Below are 18,188 nucleotides of genomic sequence, written 5' to 3'. Positions count from 1 at the left end.
ACGCCGGTGGCGTACGGGGGCGGGCGGAGGGGCCACGGTGCGCGGGGAGCCGGTGACCGGGGCGGGTCAGCCCCGGGAGGCCTTCAGGGCGATGTCCGTGCGGTGCTGGGAGCCGTCCAGCCTGATCCGGCCGAGCGCGGTGTAGGCACGCTCCCGGGCCGCCGTGAGGTCCTTGCCGGTCGCGGTCACCGAGAGGACCCGGCCGCCCGCGCTGAGCACCGCGCCGCCCTCGGCGCGGGTCCCGGCGTGCAGGACGTACGCGTCGGGGGCATCCTGCGCCGCGACGTCCGCGAGCCCGTCGATCGGGTCGCCGGTGCGCGGGGTGTCCGGGTAGTTGTGCGAGGCGATGACCACGGTGACCGCGGCGTCGTCGCGCCAGTTCAGCGGGGGCAGGACGTCGAGCGTGCCGTTGGCGGAGGCGAGCAGGACACCGGCCAGCGGAGTCTTCAGGCGGGCGAGCACGACCTGGGTCTCCGGGTCGCCGAACCGGGCGTTGAACTCGATGACCCGCACGCCGCGCGAGGTGATCGCGAGGCCCGCGTAGAGCAGCCCGGAGAAGGGCGTGCCGCGTCGGCGCAGCTCGTCGACGGTCGGCTGGAGCACCGTCTGGAGGACCTCGTCGACCAGCTTGGGGTCCGCCCACGGGAGCGGGGAGTAGGCGCCCATGCCGCCGGTGTTCGGACCCTCGTCGCCGTCGAGGGCGCGCTTGAAGTCCTGGGCGGGCTGGAGCGGCAGCACGGTCGTGCCGTCGGTGATCGCGAAGAGGCTGACCTCGGGACCGTCGAGGAACTCCTCGATGACCACACGGTCGCAGGACAGCGCGTGGGCGCGGGCGGCGGCCGGGTCGTCGGTGACGACGACGCCCTTGCCGGCCGCGAGGCCGTCGTCCTTGACGACGTACGGGGCGCCGAAGGCGTCGAGGGCCTCGTCGATCTCCTCGGGGGTGGTGCAGACGTAGCTGCGGGCGGTGGGAACGCCGGCGCCGGCCATGACGTCCTTGGCGAACGCCTTGGAGCCTTCCAGCCGCGCGGCTTCGCCGGAGGGGCCGAAGCAGGGGATGCCGGCCGCGCGCACGGCGTCGGCGACCCCGGCGACGAGCGGCGCCTCCGGGCCGACGACCACCAGCCCGGCGCCCAGCTCGGTCGCGAGGCGCGCGACGGCGTCACCGTCGAGCGCGTCCACCGGGTGCAGTTCGGCCACCTCTGCGATGCCGGCGTTGCCGGGGGCGCAGTACAGAGCGGTGACATCGGGGTCGAGGGACAGAGAGCGGCACAGGGCGTGTTCGCGGGCGCCGCCGCCGATGACGAGGACCTTCACGGGTGCAGCCTAGCCGCCGGGCGCGGGGAGCTCGGACGGCCACCAGTCCGTGGACGGGCGGCTTCCCGCTCTCGCCGTCACCGCGTCGACGCGTCCTGCGCGGCACTGCGTCCTACGCGTCACTCGTCACTGTGCGCGGCAGTGCGTCCTCCGCGTCACCGCTCATCACCGCTCATCACTGCTCGTCACTGCTCGTTGGTGAACTCCTCGACGACCGTGGCGCCCAGCTCGCGGACGATCAGCTCGTGGCCGGAGAGGGCGGAGTCGACGAGATCCGGATCGTCGGCCTCCGGGGTGTCGTCCTCGGGGGCGACGTTACGCGGCGGCTCCGCCCCGTAAGAGCTGTGGGAGGGCTCGGGAGCGGGCACGGCCTCCCGGCCCCGCGGCGGCGCGGCGGGCGGCGGCTGCTGCTGGGGCGGCGGCGCGTGCTGCCCCAGCGGCGAGGGCGGGGGCTGCTGCGGGGCGGAGTGCTGGGGCCGGGGCTCGTACGCGACCGGGGCAGCGGGGGCTGCCGGGGCGGGCTGGTACTGCGGGGCGGGGCGTCCGGCGCCCGGGCCCGGGGGCGCCACACCGCCGCCGGAGGTGTCGATGACCGCTTCGATGCGCCACTGGGCGTTGAACCGTTCGACGAGGGCCTGCTTGAGGATCTCCTCGCTGCCGCTGCTCGCGAAGTTGTCCCGGGCTCCCGCGTTGAGGAAGCCGATCCGGAGCGTCGTCCCGTCGAACCCGGCGACCTGGGCGTTCTGGCTGAGCAGGATCCAGGTGAAGCGTCGGCGGCTCTTGACCGCCTCCAGGATGTCCGGCCACATGTTCCGCACCTGGGCAGCGCCCTGGGCCATGTCCTGGCCCCCCTCGGGCGCGACCGGAACGGCGGGGGCGGCCGGAGCGGCGGCGGGCGGCGGGGAGGCGGCGGGGGCCGGACCGCTGCCGGGGGCGGACGCGGTGGGCCAGCCGCCGGGGCGACGGGCCTGGTCCCCGCCGGCCGCTGCGGGCCAGGAACCGGGCCGCTGGGCGGGCTCGGCGGCCTGCGGGGCAGCCGGGGGGGCCTCGGCGGGAGCTTGCGGGGCGGGCTGGGCGACAGGCGGCGCGTAGGCGGGAGCGACGGGCGGCGCCTCGCCCCGTACGGCTGCACGGGCCGCGTCCGGGCCCACGGCCTGCGGGGCGTGAGCCTGCGGGGCGTGGGCGTCAGGGCTTGGTGCGTACCCCATCGGCGCCGCGGCGGCGGGCGGCGCGGCGAACCCGGCGGCTGCGGCGGCCGAGGCCCCGCGCTCCAGCCGGTCGAGGCGGGCCTGCAGCGACCGCTCGTCGTCGTAGGCGGCGGGCAGCAGGACCCGGGCGCAGATCAGCTCCACCTGGAGCCGCGGCGAGGTGGCCCCGCGCATCTCCGTGAGCCCGTCGTTGACCAGATCGGCGGCGCGGCTCAGCTCGGCGGCGCCGAAGACGGAGGCCTGGGCCTGCATGCGCTCGACGACATCGGCGGGCGCGTCGATGAGCCCCTTCTCGCCGGCGTCGGGCACGGCGGCGAGGATCACCAGGTCGCGCAGCCGCTCCAGGAGGTCCGCCACGAACCGACGAGGATCGTTGCCGCCCTCGATGACCCGGTCGACGACCTCGAAGGCGGCGGCACCGTCGCCGGCGGCGAAGGCGTCGACGACCGAGTCGAGCAGGGAGCCGTCGGTGTACCCGAGGAGCGAGGTGGCCATGGCATACGTCACACCGTCGTCGCCCGCACCGGCCAGCAGCTGGTCCATGACGGACATCGAGTCACGCACGGACCCGGCCCCGGCGCGCACGACGAGCGGGAGGACGCCGTCCTCGACGGGGCTGTTCTCCCGCCCGCAGACATCGGCGAGATAGCTGCGGAGGGTCCCCGGGGGCACCAGCCGGAACGGATAGTGGTGCGTACGCGACCGGATCGTCCCGATGACCTTCTCGGGCTCGGTCGTCGCGAAGATGAACTTGAGGTGCTCCGGCGGCTCCTCGACCACCTTCAGCAGGGCGTTGAAGCCCGCCGGGGTGACCATGTGCGCCTCGTCGATGATGTAGATCTTGTAACGACTGGAGGCGGGCCCGAAGAACGCCTTCTCGCGCAGATCACGGGCGTCGTCCACACCACCGTGCGAGGCGGCGTCGATCTCGATCACATCGATGGAACCCGGCCCGTTTCGCGCGAGGTCCTGACAGGACTGGCACTCCCCGCACGGGGTCGGCGTGGGCCCCTGCTCGCAGTTCAGGCAGCGGGCGAGGATGCGCGCGCTGGTCGTCTTTCCACAGCCGCGCGGCCCGCTGAACAGGTACGCGTGATTGACCCGGTTGTTCCGCAGGGCCTGCTGGAGCGGGTCAGTGACATGCTCCTGACCGATGACCTCGGCGAACGACTCGGGGCGGTAGCGGCGGTACAGCGCAAGGGACGACACACCTACGAGGTTATCGGGGTCGACTGACAACCGGCCCCACGCCGCCCGATCCCCTCACCGCCAGGCCACGGCCCAGCCCCCACCCGGCGCCGCCCGGCCCGCCGGGGCTCCCCCGCGCCAACGCCCCCGGGACGCAAAGGGCCCCCCACGCACCCGCCAGAGCCGACCTACCCTTGCTGCCTTCCGGCCCTGGGGGAGTTCAGTCAGATAGCGCCACGTGAGGGGCTGACGCCCACCTTAGCGGATCCCCACCCCCTCCGGTCCACCCGCCCGCCCCACCGGACGACAGCAGAACCGCCCCCCGACACCCTCTCCGGACGATCTTCGGCGAACGTGTTCGCGAGCACCCTCCAACGTCTTGTATTGTTTGCGGCGGAGGATTCGCCTAGTGGCCTAGGGCGCACGCTTGGAAAGCGTGTTGGGGGCAACCCCTCACGAGTTCGAATCTCGTATCCTCCGCCATTGCTCTCACCGGGCAATACGTCGAAGGCCCCCGCAGCTCGCTGCGGGGGCCTTCGACGTTGACCAACTGCTGACCGGCGCTCAGATCCGCACCACGTGCACGTCCTGGGCATCCAGCGCCTTCAGGTAGGCGACGAGGTCCGCCGGAGCACTGGTGAAGATCACGGCGCTGCCGTGTCGGGCGGCCGTGAGAGCCACCAGGGCATCCACAGCGTCCGGCCGCTTCTTCAGGTGCAGCTCTGCCGAACCGAGTGCGCTTCCGATGCGTTGCCATTCGGTGATGTCCGGGCCGGTGGCGCACATGATGCATTCCGTCTGCCCCACGCTGGTAGAGCGCATGGCTCGGGCGGAACTACGAGCCCGAGGCACTGTGCAATCCTTCATCACCCCGGCCAGGGCGTGCACCGTGGCGGGACTGGGCCTCCGCCGCTTCTGTCTCGGCCCTGCCGGATCGCAGCGTTGACGAGATAAGCGGACACGCCCATTCCAGCCCACTCCGCGTGGGTCCGGACGCGCTCGGCCTGCCTGTTGTCCAGGCTGATTGACGCGTATTACGACTTCGCCGGGCATTCCGTCCGCGCAGGGACCGACCCCGTCGCCCCGGTCCCTGGCCGACGGCGGCGGCCCTCGCCGACGGTGACTCCGGTGACGGTCGGCCTGAGCACGCCGACCGCCGGGCTGCGGGCCGCCGCTACGGCGCTTCCCGCTCCGGGCTCGTTCGGCACCGGGGCCCCTACGTCGTGACGAACTGCCCTTACCATCGCCGACCATGGACTGGGTCGAACGCACGGCGCAATTGAGGCAGTGGACGAGGAGCGGGACGCGGGCCCCGCACAAGCCGTTGCTGCTCCTGTACGCGCTCAGCCGGTTCCAGCGGGACGCCGACGCCGAGCTGCGGTACAGCGCCGTAGAGGGGGATCTGCGAGGGCTGCTCGCCGAGTACGGTCCCGGCAACCGGACGACGCCCGCGTACCCCTTCCATCATCTGGTGAGTGACGGCGTGTGGGAGGTGCGCACCGACCGCGGGCCGGGCAGCCCCGGGACCGGAGTCGGGGAACTGCGCGCAACCGGCGCCGCGGGGCGGCTGACGCCGGAGCTACGGGCGGCGCTGCGGCGCGAGCCGTCCCTTCTCCCCCGGATGGCACGCGTGCTGCTCGATCTGAACTTCCCGCCCTCCCTCCACGGCGAGCTGTGCGAAGTCGTCGGCCTGGAGCTGGAAGAGGACGAGACCGGGCAGATCTCGGCCGCGCGCAGGCGGCGGGATCGGCGGATGCGGGAGACAGTGCTGACGGCGTACGAGTACCAATGCGCCTTCTGCGGGTACGACGGCAGGATCGGCGCGGCTCCAGTCGGGCTCGAGGCCGCCCACGTGCGCTGGTGGGCGTTCGACGGACCGGATGACGTCGAGAACGGGCTGTGCCTGTGCTCGCTGCACCACATGCTTTTCGACAAAGGCGTCCTCGGTCTCGACGAGGGCCATCGCATCCTGGTCTCACAGAGCTTCGTCGGCCGCAGCGCTGCCGCCCGCGAGCACGTCATCGCGCTCGCCGGCCGCCCGGTGATCGGCCCCCAGCCGGGCGTCCGTCCCATCGCCGCCGACCATCGTTCCTGGCACACCAGCCAGGTCTTCCATGGCAGCCCACGTCCCGCCACAACCGCCTGACCGCCGATCTGGCGGCCATGAGATCGCGCTGGTAAGGAGCGTGATACCAAGAGCTTGGTCTCCTGTATGGCGACCAAGAAGGTGACGGTGACGATTCCCGAGGAGCTCCTGGAGGAGATCCGTGCGGAGGCGGCGGAACGGGGATGTCGGCGTACGTCGCCGAAGCGCTGCGCTTCAAGCGCGACCGGGACCGACTGCGGGAACTGTCGGACTGGCTGCAGGAGGAACACGGCCCTCTCACCGGAGAAGAGCGCAGCACTGCGTTCGAAGAGTTGGAGCACCTCGGTGCCGAGCACGCATACCGGCGCACCACCGGAGCGCACGGCACCGGAAAAGCCTCGTGAAGAAGCGGTCCGGGGAGTCCGGGCAGCGACCGCTGCGCGTCTTCGTACTCGACTGCGAAGCCCTGTCCCTCGCCGTACGCGGCGACCGGACAATGATCGCGTGGCTCGACCTCGAAGCCCGGGGTGAAGCCGAGGTGGTCACGTCTCCGTTGACGCTGGTCGAGGCGTACGACGGCAGAACCACCGAGCAGCGCTGGGACTGGGTGCTTTCCCGGCTCGAAGTCGCCGACATCGGAAAGGACGAGGCCCGGCAGGCCCGCCGCCTGCTGGCAGACGCCAAACTGCACGGACACGAGTACGCGATCGACGCAATACTCGCCGTCGGCGCGCGCCGGCAGAAGGGGCAGGTCACCGTCTTCACCTCGGACGTGGACGACCTGGAGAGACTGCTCCCGGGGTCGATCGTCGTCAAGAAGGTATGACCCGGCGTGCCGGTCGGCGGTCTCCGGTCTGCTCTCGTTCACGCCCGTCCTGTGCCGTTCACCATGCGCAGGCCGTCTGACCCACGGCGGCGCGGCGCATGGCCGGAGTCGGACTACGGCCGTCAGACTTGCGCCCGTACCGGTCCCAGCGCGAGCGCCCGATGCGGCGTGTCCACCCGTCAGCCAGGGGCGGGACGAGTGGGCCGCCGAGTGCGCCAACAAGACCATGCACGGGGTGCCGCACATCGGCTGGGTCCCCGATGGGAACGGCGGCTTTCGCGGCCAGTTGGCCGTTCTGGTGACGCCCAACGGTCGGATCGGCTCCCTGTACATGCTGGGCATCAAACCCTTCCGGTACCTGGGGGTCTATCCGGCCCTGATGCGATCGATCGGCCGGGAGTGGCAGGAGGACGCGGAGCGTCGGGCGGCGGCCGGAGGCCTTGCCGCGTAGGCGGGTCGGCGCCGTACGGCTCACCCGCGTCGAGAGCGCCGTGACCCAGCGCCGTACGAAGCGAGCCGACCGGTCCGCTGCCCGCGCCCGTGGCCGAAAAGCGCATGAGGGCACCGTCCGGCAGAGTCGCTGCGCAGTAGCCGTGCCGAGGCTTCCCGCCCGACTCCGCCGCGGAGACCCGGGCGGTACTTTTCGGACAACTGTGGGCCGTCCGGGTGAGTGCAGACAACCTGCGGGGGCCACTCCGCTTCTCACAGGACGGACACAGCGTCGCCACAGGGGAGTTGGAGTTGGGGCCGTGCTGCTCGTCCACGTTCCGTCACGCACCCGGAAGCCGGAAGTACGAGGAATGATGACCAGATCCCCGCAGGGCCGCACGAACCGTCTGACCCGCCCCTCGATCGCCGTCGCCGCGGCCGTCGCCGTGACCGCGGGTGTCGTCGCCGCCGCGCCCGGCGCCGAGACGGCGGAGCCGACGCCGAAGCTCAGCCTGATCGCCGCCTCCACCTCGGTGACGCTCGACTCCTGGAAGGAGGACCCGGGCGTCTATCTGGATCTCGGGACGTACCTCACCTCCGAGAACGGCGCCTTCGAGCTCAAGGTGACCCGGAAGTCCTACAAGGACCCGGTCGTCGCCTCGCAGGTCTTCCGGAACGGGAAGAAGACCACGACCAAGGCGCTCCCCGCCGGGCTCGTGAAGGACTTCTCCGGGCTGCCGGACTTCGCGCAGATCAAGCTCACCGACGCGGCGGGCAAGACGGTGCTCAGCCAGACCGAGGCGTTCTGCCCCAACAACGCCTCCGGGCGGGTCCGGCCCGACGCGCCCGCCAAGTCGAAGTATCCGCAGAGCTGTCCGGTGAACCCCTTCACCCTCGGCTCGGTGTGGGGCGTCGAGAACGGCTGGGCGTCCAACACCTACGCCGGCTACTACTCCAAGCCGGTCCAGCTGGCCGCCGGTAAGTACACCGCCAAGATCAACGTGACCAAGAAGTACCGCGACCTCTTCGGCATCGCCAACCAGACGCGCACCGTCAAGGTCACCGTGCGCGAGCGGAGTTGGGAGGAGCCGCCTCCGGTCCCCGCCGGCAGCCGCAGCGCCGCGTCCGCACACCAGGGACACGGGGCGAACGGAGGACACGAAGGGCACGGGAAGGCCGCCGCGCCCGCCGCACCCTCCGCACACGCGCACGGCGCCCCGGCCCGCACCGAGGCCCCCGCCGCCCGGACGACCGGCGCCGGTTCCACGTTCAACGTCGGCCACGGGCCCTACCCGCCGGCCCCTGCCGCCCTGCCCTGGGCGCTGAAGAAGGAGTCGCTCCAGCGGGAGGCCTTCTCCGCGGCCAAGGCCGGCGACGGTGCCGGGCAGACCGACGGGTCGCGCCAGGCGCCGGGTGTCAAGCCCAACGCGAAGCGGCCCACCGGCAAGGCGGTCGTGCCCGACGTGCCCAAGCCCGACCTGCGCTCGCTGCCCGCGTACGGCATCACCGTCAGCGACGGCTACCAGGAGGTGCCCGGCAAGGACTACCTCGCCTTCAGCGCCAACGTGTGGAACGCGGGCCCGGCCAAGCTCGTCGTGGACGGCTTCCGCTCCCCGGGCAAGGAGCTGATGGACGCGTACCAGTACTTCTACGACGCCGCCGGAAAGCAGGTCGGCTACACCCCGACCGGCACCATGGAGTGGGACCCGCGCCCCGGCCACGAGCACTGGCACTTCACGGACTTCGCCAGCTACCGGCTGCTGAAGGCCGACCAGAAGGAGTCGGTGCGCAGCGGCAAGGAGGCGTTCTGCCTGGCCAACACCGACGCCGTCGACTACACGGTGAAGAACGCCAACTGGCACCCGGACAACACCGACCTGTCCACCGCGTGCGGCCAGGAGAACTCGATCTCCGTGCGCGAGGTGCTCGACGTCGGCTCCGGTGACACCTACACCCAGGACCTGCCCGGCCAGTCCTTCGACATCACGGACCTGCCGAACGGCACGTACTACATCCAGGTCCTCGCCAACCCGGAGAACCGGCTCAAGGAGACCAACCACAACAACAACAGCGCGCTGCGCAAGGTCGTCCTCGGAGGGAAGAAGGGCGCCCGCACCGTGAAGGTCCCCGCCCATCACCTGGTGAACGCCAACTAGCTCGTCCTCGCGGTGCGTTGAGGCGCTCCGCACCTTACGTTCCGACGGCCCCGGGAGGTGTTCCCGGGGCCGTCGGCATGCCCGGACGAAACCTGAGTTCTCGCCAACTCGCCCGTGCACCCGTAACCCCGGCCCCGCCCCACCGCGGCTCCGCGGCCGCTCCCCCGCCGCGCCACGACTCCGCCGGTCAGGGACGCGACCAGGAGCACCGCCGGCGCCCGGGGCCCGCAGACGGCTCCCCTCCGCGACGCGGCCGCGGAGAAGGCGCTTTCGTCGGACACCACAGCCGACCAGGCAACGCATCGGTTACTCATGCGTAGTGCATGTGTGGCGCGATTCGCTCCCCTCAAGGGGTGGTTCTGGAAACATCTACGCCAACGAGATCGGGCCATACATACCGCCGCGGGGGGAGTGGCCATGGGGCTGCTCGGCGATGAGCTGGCGTTCGGGCGGGCTCTGACCGCCCCGGAGTACGAAAGCGTCATGGCCCTGGGACACCGCAAGGAGTACGCGGCCGACACCCCGCTCCTGACCGAGGGCGACCGGACCGGCCATGTGGTCATCGTGCTGCGCGGCTGGGTGACCGTCTCCCAGGTCACCGACCGCGGCACCACCCGGCTCATCCTCGGGTTACGGGGGCCCGGGGAACTCCTGGGAGAAATGGCCGCGTTGGACCAGCACCCCCGCAGCGCCACCGTACGGGCCCTCGGGACCGTCGAGGCGACCGTCATCGGCGGCGACGCGTTCCGCCGGTTCCTCGCCACCCACCCCCGGGTCAGCGGACTGGTGATCCGGCAACTGACCTTCCGGCTGCGCAGCGCCGACCAGGAGCGCTCCGCCCTCGCCTCCCTGACCGTCCTCCAGCGCCTGGCGAGCCGGCTCACCGAGCTCTCCCGGACCGCTCCCACCGGCCCCTACACGCCGTCCGCGCCCGGCCCCGGGGCCACCGGCGCCATCGTCCACCTCGCCCAGGACGAACTCGCCGCCACCGTCGGGGCGACCCGTGAGGCGGTCGCCAAGGCGCTGCGGCTGCTGCGCACCCAGAAGATCGTGCGCACCGGTACGCGCATGGTGGAGATCCTCGACCCCGCGCTGCTCGCTCTCCTCGCGGAGGGACATCCGGAGTAGGACCCCCGCCGTGTGTAAACGGCTACAGACGGCCTTCGTCCCGGGCCGGAAGCTGTGGGGGACGGCAAGCGCAGAGAGAGCGGGGACACGCGGTGGAGCACGACGCGTTGGATGCCGGAGAGGCACGTTACGAGCTGGTCATCAGCGTGGACGCCAGACGTTCCGGGCAGTACGGCGACGCGGACAAGCCGCGGATGAGGGAGCGGATCTACCGGGTCCTGGAGACCGCGTTCGCCCAGGCCGGGGTGGGCCGGGACGCCGTCCACATGGAGGACCGCGGGGACGGCGTGCTGGTGTCGATCCCCGGCCGGATCGCCGTGACGCGGCTGCTCGGGCTGTGGATGGTGGAGGTCCACGAGAACCTGCGTGAGGAGAACCGCTCCCTGCTCGTGCCGCTCGGGCTGCGGGTGGCCATGCACGTCGGCCCCGTACGCCATGACAGCCGGGGCATCAGCGGGCGCGCGGTCGATCTGACCTGCCGGCTCGCCGACTCGCCCGTCGCCCGGCAGCTGCTCGACCGCGAACAGGCCGATCTGGTCCTCGCCGTCTCCGACTCCCTCTACGTCGACGTGGTCTCCGCCGGGGGCAAGTTCATCGAGCCCGCGCGTTTCTCCCGGGCGCGGCTCGCCCTGAAGGAGGGGGAGGTCTCCGCCTGGTTCCACCTGCCGGGACGGCCCGCGCCGGGCATCGGGCCGAGCGCCCCGGAGGAGCCGGGACCGACGGAATCCGGCACGACCGAATCCAGCACGGGCGCTCCGTCCGCCGCTGCTCCGTCCGCCGGGACGGACACCGCTCGGGCCGCCGCCGCTCCGGAGCGCGTACGGGACGACCGGGTCGACGAGGAGGACGAGGACGGGATCGAGGACGGAGACGCGTCCGCCCGGTACAGCGCGCAGGGCGACCTGTCCGTGCATCAGCACAACGTCTACCAGCAGCCCGTGCACATCGGCCGGGTCACCGGCGCCGGCCCCCGGAAGGACTGACCATGGCCGACGAAGCAGTGGCCGAGCGCCCCGCCGAGCCCGCCGCCCCGAAGGCGAAGGACGCCCGCTCGCCCGAGGCCCCGCCGCGCGGTGGGGCGCGGGGGGACGACCGGGCCGGGGGCGCCCCGGGCGGCGCGGACGCGCCCGGTTCCCCCGACGCCTCCGGCTCGTCCGAATCCGCCGACGACGAGGCCGCCGAGCGGGAGAAGGAGCGCGAACGCGCCGCGGACCGCTTCAAGGACCGGACCCGCGACCCGCTCGCCGAGGAGCAGGGGGAGGAGGAGCCGACCGACGCCGCCGCCGCCACGCGCGCCCGGCGGTCCGGACAGAAGCTCCTCGCCAGCGGCCGGGACCTCATCGGCTTCGACCGCTCCGACGTCGGCCGGCTCCACATCGGCGACATCAACATCGGTCTCGACGCCCGGCGTTCGGGCCTCATGACGCGCGACGGGCCGGTCCCCGAGGAGGAGTTGCTGCGCATTCGCCGGACCCACATCGAGCCGGAGGGGTACGTACGGCTGCGCCGGGCGCTGGAAGCCCGTCGGGTGCTGGTGCTCGGCGGGGCCCCCGGCACCGGCCGGGCCAGCACCGCGCTGGCGCTCCTGGAGGAGGTCACCCGCGACGGCGGGGGCGGGCAGAACAGCGAGCGGGTGCGCCGCGCCGACCCGGAGCGCGGAGTTCGCGGGCTGGCCGCACAGGTGGCGGGCGGGGAGGGCGGCCACCTGCGCGGCACCGGGTATCTGCTGGAGGCGTCCCTGGACCGGCCGGGCACCCTGCCCCCCGACGGGATGGACCTGGACCAGCTGGCCTCGGCGCTGGCCGAGCAGGGCTCGTACGCGGTGGTCGTGGTAAGCGTCGGCTCGGCGGCCAACCCGCTGCTGGCCGGGCGGTACGGGGCGATCTGCCCGCCCGCCCCCACCCACGAACTGGTCGCCGTCCGGCTGCGCCAGCGGCTGGAGGAGGAACACGGCGACCCGGCACGGGGCGGGGGCGGCGCCCGGAACGGGGGCCTGAACGGGGGCGGGCACGCCGACCCGGACCTGCCCGGCACCCGGGACCGGGACGGGCACAGCGGTACGAACGGGCACGCCGACCCGCACCCGGACCGGGACAGCAGTACGAACCGGCACGCCGACCCGGACCGGGACGGCACCCGGGACCGCAGCCCCGACCGGAACCGGAACCGGGACGGCAGCCCGGACCGGGACCGCCGCCCCGAACGGGACGGTTCGCTCTCCCTGCTGTTGGAGCGTGCTGCGGAGCTCCGCGAGGACCCCGAGGTCACCGAGGCGGTGGGCCTCGACGACCTGCGGCCCGCCGAGGCCGAGCTGTTCGCCTCGCTGCTGGCCGGGCACCTCCTGGGCTCCGTCGGCCGTGCGGAGCTGCTGTCCGGCTGTCGCGGCCTCGCGGCCGTCCAGGCGTACGAGTGGTTCGCCGGGGTGGACCGGGCCCTGGCCGCCCCGGCGCCCGGCGACGGCCGGACGCCCGTGCGCTCCGGAACCGCCGCCCTGTTCCACCCGGTGGCGTTCCGGATCGCGCTCGCGGTCCTCGGTGGCGCGTCGCACAGCGCGGTGTCCGCCGCCGCCCACCTGCTGACCTGGGAACTGTCCGTACAGAGCGATCCGGACAGCACTCCGGCCCGCCCCCTGTTCTGCGACGACCCGGAATCCGACCTGGCGCTCTCGCGCGCCCGGCCCGCCGACGGGGCCGTCGACGTGGCGGGCGCCGAGGTGACAGGGCGGCTGATCTTCTACCGGGGGTCCGCGCTGCCCGCCGCCGTGCTGGCCGAGGTCTGGGACCGGCACTTTCCCGTCCGCGCCCCGGTCGTCCGCTGGCTGCGGCTGCTCGCCGACGACCCCCGGCCCCAGGTGTCGATGCGCGCCGCGGTGGCCGCCGGGGAGCTGTCCGTACGCGACTTCGAGCACGGGTACGCGGAGCTGATCCGGCCGCTCGCCGAAGCGCCCACGCCCCGCCGCAGGGTCTTCGCCGCCACCGCGCTGGACCAGGCCGCCGGCCACGCCTCGCACCGCCGCGCGGTGCGCAAGGTGGTCGACAACTGGTCGCGGCACGGCACACCGGCCCTGCGCTGGACGGCGGCCATGGCGCTGGGCTACGGCCGGTCGGCCGACTCGATGGACGACACCCTGGACGCACTGGCCGGGATCGGGGTCCGCGACGACGGAGAGCAGCTGGCCGTGGCCTCGCTGAACGTGGTCCGGCTGCTGACGCTCCCGGAGTGCGCCACCGTGCTGCGGCGGCTGGCCGACTGGACCGGGCACCGCGGCGAGGAGTACCAGGACCTCGCGCTGGTGAGCATCGTCCGGCTGGCGCTGACCGATGTGGACGAGGTCCTCGACGACGAGCCCGGCACCCCGCTGGGCGACCGGGGCGACTGGCCGCTGCTGCTCGCGCTGGCCGCGACCCGGCCCGAACTGACCGGGAAGCTGGCCGACCTGTTCTGGACGGCCATCAACACCGCGCGGTCCCGGGACGTCGCGCTCGACGCCCTGGAGACCCTGTTGCGCTCCGCCTCGCGCAAGGACGGCCGCGAATGGACGCGGGAGGGGCTGGCCGCGCTGCTGCCCGCCCTGACCGCCGAGGAGCAGGACCGGCGGCGGCTGGACTGGCTGCTGCGCCGAATGATGAGGGATCAGGACCGTCCGCTCACCGAGGAACGGGCGCGCGCCCTGTGGAGGCTCGCCGTGCCCGCGCGGCAGCGGCGGTCCGAAGAGGAGGAGAGTCATGGCTGAGGAGAACGGCGCGGCGGAGAACGGGGCGGTGGACCCCTCGCGGCCGGCGGGCCCGTTCCTGCGGGAGTACACGCCGACGGGCGCCTTCCGGCAGCGCGGCGCCCGCACCACGTCGGTGCTGTTCTACCGGCGGGGCTACAGCGTTGCCGGTGTCTCCGGCATCGAGCACTACGACAAGCCGCCGCTGGCGAGGCCGCACACCATCTGCGAGATCGCCACCGGCACCTTCGTCACCACCCTGCGGATGGAGCTGCCCGCGTCCGGCGGCGCGACGTTCTTCAAGGCGGAGGTGGACATCCACTGGACCGTCGAGGACCCGCACCTGGTGGCGGTGCAGGTGGTCACCGACATCGCCCAGCGGCTCACCGCGCCGACCCTGGAGCGGCTGCGGGAGATCTCCGCACAGTTCCCGGTGCACCGTGCGGAGCAGGCCAACACCGCCATCACCGACTCGTGCGTCTCCGGCCGGTGGAACGACCTCGGCACCGACCTCGGGCTGCGGGTGCGTCTGTACGTACGGCTGCGGGTCGACGACCGGACGATCGGCCACGAGGACAGCGTCCGCAGCCAGCGGAGCGCCGACGAGCTGGCGGGGATGCGGCAGCAGAACTACCTCAGGATGCTGCGCGGCGGTGAGCTGGAGCAGCTCAGCCACATGCTGGCAGCAGACCCCCAGGCGGCCAACAGCTTCCTGGAGAAGATCCGCCAGGAGGGCCGGCAGGACGAGAAGGAGTGGGTCGACCGGCTCTTCGCCATGGTCGCCGACGGCCAGATCCAGTCCACCGAGATCGAGACCCAGGCGCTCTCCTACCTCAACAAGCAGCGCCTCGGCATCCAGGGCCCCATCGGCACCCGGCCCGCCCATCGGCCCCCTCGGGAGCTGACGCCCGCCCGCGAGGAGCCGTTCATCCCCGACTGGGTGGCGGACGAGCCTCCCGTGCGGCAGCCCCGCCCGCCCGTCCGGGACGCCGAACCGGAACCGCCCGCGCCGCGTGACCGCAACCGCGACGACGGCTGGGGCTGGGTGGAGGGCGACGGATGAGCGCCGACGGAACCACACGGACTTCCCCCGCCCCGACCGCGCCGGTGCCGGACGGGGGTCAGCACGGGCCGGACAGGGCGGGGGAACGCATCGCGGAACGACTTCTGGTCACCGTCCGGGAGGACCTCGGCAGGGCCGACTCCAAGGCGGCCGTGCTGCTCTCGGGGGCGCTGGCCCTGCCCGCCTTCCTCATCGGGCGGCACGGCTCGCCCGACTGGCGGGGCCCCGGCGACCTCGCGCTGGTGGCCGCGGGCGTGCTGTGGGTGGTCGCGGTGGCCGCCCTGGTCCGCGCGCTCCTGCCACGTACGGGCACGGTCCGCGACCAGGAGGGGGTGACCTACTTCGGGGACCTGCTGGCCCCGTTCGACTACGACGTGCTGACCGCCCGCGTCAACGAGGCCGGCCGCGACCCGGTCGGCTGGCTGCTCGTCCAGGCCGTGGACGTCAGCGCCATCCTGTCCGCCAAGTACCGGGCGATCCGCTGGGCGGTCGCCACGCTCGCCCCGGCGGCCGCGCTGGCTCTCGCCTGGAGCCTGGCCGGACGCTGACCGCCCCGCACGGGTGTGCCGCGTCCAGGGGCACACCACCGACGGCCGCGCGGAGCAGCCGGACAAGCGCTTCGCGACACCGAAACCGACAGCGACACCGACACCACGCAGACACCACGCAGACACGGCAACGACAGTAAAAGGGGACGGCCGTGCGAAATGACCGAAGAAGAGGCCCGGCCGGCACCGGCCGGACCGGGCGGACGGCGCTGGCCGTCCTGGCCGGTGCGGCCCTGCTCACCTCCCTGACGGCACCGGCCGCCGCCGATCCGGAGCCCGCCGCGGCCACCGCGCCCGCCTTCGCCTCCGTCAACTACGCGGTGGCCGTCGACCAGTCCGCGAGCCTCGCGCCCGCGGACATCAAGGCGGAGAAGGCGGCTGCCGCCCGGATCGCGCTCGGCGACGTCTCGGCGACCTCCCACATCAGCGTGTTCGGCTTCGCCGCCGCCGAGTCCGCCGACCAGCGGGCGGTGGACCCCGTGTGCCCCCGTACCCGACTGGACGCGGCGGGACGGGAGTCGGTCGGCGGCTGCGTGGAGAAGCTGCGCGGCCGCAAGAAGAGCGAGGGCACCGGGACGGACTTCCCGAGCGCGATCCGCCAGGGCGTACACGAACTGAGCTCGGGCACCGACCCGTCGGTCCCCCGGGTGCTGTTCCTGCTCACCGACGGGGAGATGGACGTCACCGGCAGTCCCCAGTACGGCGACCCGGCGCACCGCGAGGCCGAGGGGAAGCGGCAGCTGGAGCTGGAGCTGAAGAACGCCGCCGCCAAGAACGTACAGATCTGGCCGCTCGGCTTCGGTCCCGACCCGGACAAGGAGCAGCTCGACACGATCGCCGCCAGCGGCTTCCAGAAGGGCTGCGTCGACCTGCCGTCCGCCCGCCCCACCGCCCGCCAGGTCTCCGGGGCCAAGGACGTCGGGCGGGCGCTGGAGAAGATCTTCGCCGCAGCGCACTGCCTGCGCTACGCGTCAGGTCCGAGCAAACGCCCGCCCGCCACCCTGCCCATCACCATCTCGCCGCTGGCGACCGTGGGCAGCATCGTCGTCGACAAGGGCTCCCCCGAGGTGACCGTCACCTACACCGACCCGCTCGGCAACAAGGTGCCGACCGCCGGGAAGTTCAAGGACTCCACCTTCGAACTCGCGGGCGGCGGCGGCACCGTGGAGGCGCTGAAGATCGTCGACCCGGTGCCCGGCCGGTGGAAGGTCGACGTGAAGGCCCCCGAGGGCCACCGTTCGCTGCCCGTCGGCGTCAGCGTCCTGTGGCAGGGGGAGCTGCGCGGCTCCATCACGATGGACCCGCCGTCCCCGCAGGCCGGGGAGAAGGCGACCGTCACCATGCGGCTCCAGACCCGCGAGGGCTACGAGATCAAGGACCCGGCCGACTACGCCGGGCTGAAGGTCAGCAGCCGGCTCACCGGCGACGGCTTCGCCCCGCTGCCGCTGCGGCTCACCGACGACGGCAAGGGGCCGGACCCCACCGGGAGCGACGGCTCCTTCAGCGGTACGGTCACCGTCCCGAAGAGCGCCGACGGCGCCCTGAAGGTCAGCGGCACCCTCACCGCCTCCGGGCTCAGCGCCGACACCCGCAGCGAGGGCGGCCAGGTCGCCCCCGGGGCCCTGCCCGTCACCACGGCGCTCGGCCCGGTCCGCGGCGACGGCCACCCCGGCGACACGGTCACCGCGAACCTCTCCGTCACCAACACCACGGACGCCCCGCACACCCTGAAGCTGTCCCTCGCGGACGTCCGGGCCGGGCTCCTCACCGTGAGCCCCGCCGAGATCGTGGTGAAGCCCGGCGCGTCCTCCACCCATGAGATCAGGCTCGGGATCGGCCCGGAGAAGTCCTTCGACGGGCGGCTCGACGACGGCCCCCTCGGCATCGGCGGCACCGTCACCGTCCAGGACGCCACCGACGGCGACCGCACCCTGGTGCGCACCCCGCTGTCCGTCCAGGTCACCCCCGAACCCAGCCTGCTGGACCGGTACTGGTGGGTGCTGGTCGGCGCCGTCGCGCTGGTCGTCGTCGGCGTCCTGGCGGCGCTGGCCTGGCTCCGGCAGCGGCGGGGCCGCCGCGACCCGCACGGGCTGACGCTCCACCTGCTCTCCGAGAACGGTGACGTGCTCGGCGTCCACACCGCCGGACACGGCCAGAAGCAGTGGTACGCGTTCGACATCGCCGAGGCGCACAGCAACCCGCGCATCGAACGGCGCACCAACGGCCGGTACGCCGTGCAGCGCAGCCCCGAGGGCGGCGCGGTGCTCCGCAGGAACGGCGGCCGCACCCGGGAGCGGCTCACGGCGACCGGGCGGGTCGATCTCACCGACCGGCTGAGCCTCGCCCTCGGCGAGGACTCCGTACACACCACGGCCCCCGGGCGGCCCGACCCGGTGCCCACGACCGGTGGGAGCGACGACTACCTGTGAGGCGCGCGCCGCCCGCCACCCGGCGGGCGGCGCCGCAGGACCCGGCGTCACCGCACGGCCGCGACTCTCGCGGCCGTGCGGTGACGCCCATGGACGAA

Annotated in this window: 13 protein-coding genes, 1 tRNA gene, 1 other RNA gene and 1 pseudogene; 12 read left to right on the top strand and 4 right to left on the bottom strand. The window is 73.2% G+C overall.

All coding sequences use genetic code 11. The features are described 5' to 3' along the window. Nucleotides 1–66: 66 nt before the first annotated feature. The 3 genes from purD to ffs form a co-directional block, all read right to left on the bottom strand. Entirely contained in the window at nt 67–1,317 is a 1,251-nt protein-coding gene (gene purD / locus AB0F29_RS26715; protein WP_361876736.1) for a phosphoribosylamine--glycine ligase, read from the bottom strand. 185 nt (nt 1,318–1,502) lie between these two features. After that, nucleotides 1,503–3,734, bottom strand: coding sequence for a DNA polymerase III subunit gamma and tau (locus AB0F29_RS26710; RefSeq protein WP_361876733.1), 2,232 nt, complete (start codon nt 3,732–3,734; stop codon nt 1,503–1,505). Between the two features lie 134 nt (nt 3,735–3,868). After that, an RNA gene (ffs, locus tag AB0F29_RS26705) (signal recognition particle sRNA small type) lies at nt 3,869–3,963 on the bottom strand. 145 nt (nt 3,964–4,108) lie between these two features. Here ffs and AB0F29_RS26700 point away from each other — a divergent pair. Next, nucleotides 4,109–4,196 (top strand) — tRNA-Ser (locus tag AB0F29_RS26700). Nucleotides 4,197–4,277: 81 nt separating this feature from the next. Here the strand turns inward: AB0F29_RS26700 and AB0F29_RS26695 are convergent. Further along, nucleotides 4,278–4,499 (bottom strand): hypothetical protein, encoded by a 222-nt coding sequence (locus tag AB0F29_RS26695; protein ID WP_361876730.1) that lies wholly within the window; start codon nt 4,497–4,499, stop codon nt 4,278–4,280. A 466-nt stretch (nt 4,500–4,965) separates the two neighbouring features. Here AB0F29_RS26695 and AB0F29_RS26690 point away from each other — a divergent pair, with 466 nt between their 5' ends. The 11 genes and pseudogenes from AB0F29_RS26690 (at nt 4,966) to AB0F29_RS26640 (ending at nt 18,090) form a co-directional block, all read left to right on the top strand. Further along, complete coding sequence (locus AB0F29_RS26690; protein WP_361876727.1) at nt 4,966–5,859, top strand: phosphorothioated DNA-binding restriction endonuclease; 894 nt, start codon at nt 4,966–4,968, stop codon at nt 5,857–5,859. Between the two features lie 143 nt (nt 5,860–6,002). Next, a complete protein-coding gene (locus AB0F29_RS26685; RefSeq protein ID WP_361876724.1) occupies nt 6,003–6,203 on the top strand; it encodes a CopG family transcriptional regulator in 201 nt (66 codons plus the stop codon). Further along, nucleotides 6,200–6,625: a hypothetical protein gene (locus AB0F29_RS26680; RefSeq protein ID WP_361876721.1), complete on the top strand. Its 426-nt coding sequence runs from the start codon at nt 6,200–6,202 to the stop codon at nt 6,623–6,625. The genes AB0F29_RS26685 and AB0F29_RS26680 overlap by 4 nt, the downstream gene beginning before the upstream one ends. A 193-nt stretch (nt 6,626–6,818) precedes the next feature. After that, a pseudogene (locus tag AB0F29_RS26675) lies at nt 6,819–7,076 on the top strand (DUF2867 domain-containing protein); the annotation flags it as partial. A gap of 349 nt (nt 7,077–7,425) precedes the next feature. Then, a complete protein-coding gene (locus AB0F29_RS26670; RefSeq protein WP_361876718.1) occupies nt 7,426–9,210 on the top strand; it encodes a lysyl oxidase family protein in 1,785 nt (594 codons plus the stop codon). 417 nt (nt 9,211–9,627) lie between these two features. Beyond that, nucleotides 9,628–10,338, top strand: a complete 711-nt coding sequence (locus AB0F29_RS26665; RefSeq protein ID WP_361876715.1) for a Crp/Fnr family transcriptional regulator — start codon at nt 9,628–9,630, stop codon at nt 10,336–10,338. Between the two features lie 92 nt (nt 10,339–10,430). Beyond that, nucleotides 10,431–11,321, top strand: coding sequence for a hypothetical protein (locus tag AB0F29_RS26660; protein WP_361876712.1), 891 nt, complete (start codon nt 10,431–10,433; stop codon nt 11,319–11,321). 2 nt (nt 11,322–11,323) lie between these two features. Beyond that, nucleotides 11,324–14,071, top strand: a complete 2,748-nt coding sequence (locus AB0F29_RS26655) for a hypothetical protein (RefSeq protein ID WP_361876709.1) — start codon at nt 11,324–11,326, stop codon at nt 14,069–14,071. Beyond that, nucleotides 14,064–15,113 (top strand): hypothetical protein, encoded by a 1,050-nt coding sequence (locus AB0F29_RS26650; protein WP_361876706.1) that lies wholly within the window; start codon nt 14,064–14,066, stop codon nt 15,111–15,113. Before AB0F29_RS26655 ends, AB0F29_RS26650 begins: the two co-directional genes overlap by 8 nt. After that, entirely contained in the window at nt 15,110–15,661 is a 552-nt protein-coding gene (locus tag AB0F29_RS26645; RefSeq protein ID WP_361876703.1) for a Pycsar system effector family protein, read from the top strand. The genes AB0F29_RS26650 and AB0F29_RS26645 overlap by 4 nt, the downstream gene beginning before the upstream one ends. Before the next feature lie 152 nt (nt 15,662–15,813). Continuing rightward, nucleotides 15,814–18,090 (top strand): VWA domain-containing protein, encoded by a 2,277-nt coding sequence (locus AB0F29_RS26640; RefSeq protein ID WP_361876700.1) that lies wholly within the window; start codon nt 15,814–15,816, stop codon nt 18,088–18,090. The last annotated feature ends 98 nt before the right edge of the window (nt 18,091–18,188 follow it).

Origin of the sequence: Streptomyces sp. NPDC026589 (genome assembly GCF_040638385.1) — a bacterium.
Lineage (GTDB): Bacteria > Actinomycetota > Actinomycetes > Streptomycetales > Streptomycetaceae > Streptomyces.
The sequence above is the reverse complement of the archived record's forward strand: the minus strand, read 5'-3'. Positions and strand labels throughout refer to the sequence as shown.

Coding starts and splice junctions, on each gene's coding strand:
- AB0F29_RS26645 (WP_361876703.1), top strand. CDS start 15,110: ATGAGCGCCGACGGAACCACACGGACTTCCCCCGCCCCGACCGCGCCG.
- AB0F29_RS26685 (WP_361876724.1), top strand. CDS start 6,003: ATGTCGGCGTACGTCGCCGAAGCGCTGCGCTTCAAGCGCGACCGGGAC.
- AB0F29_RS26695 (WP_361876730.1), bottom strand. CDS start 4,499: ATGTGCGCCACCGGCCCGGACATCACCGAATGGCAACGCATCGGAAGC.
- AB0F29_RS26670 (WP_361876718.1), top strand. CDS start 7,426: ATGATGACCAGATCCCCGCAGGGCCGCACGAACCGTCTGACCCGCCCC.
- AB0F29_RS26655 (WP_361876709.1), top strand. CDS start 11,324: ATGGCCGACGAAGCAGTGGCCGAGCGCCCCGCCGAGCCCGCCGCCCCG.
- AB0F29_RS26665 (WP_361876715.1), top strand. CDS start 9,628: ATGGGGCTGCTCGGCGATGAGCTGGCGTTCGGGCGGGCTCTGACCGCC.
- AB0F29_RS26690 (WP_361876727.1), top strand. CDS start 4,966: ATGGACTGGGTCGAACGCACGGCGCAATTGAGGCAGTGGACGAGGAGC.
- AB0F29_RS26650 (WP_361876706.1), top strand. CDS start 14,064: ATGGCTGAGGAGAACGGCGCGGCGGAGAACGGGGCGGTGGACCCCTCG.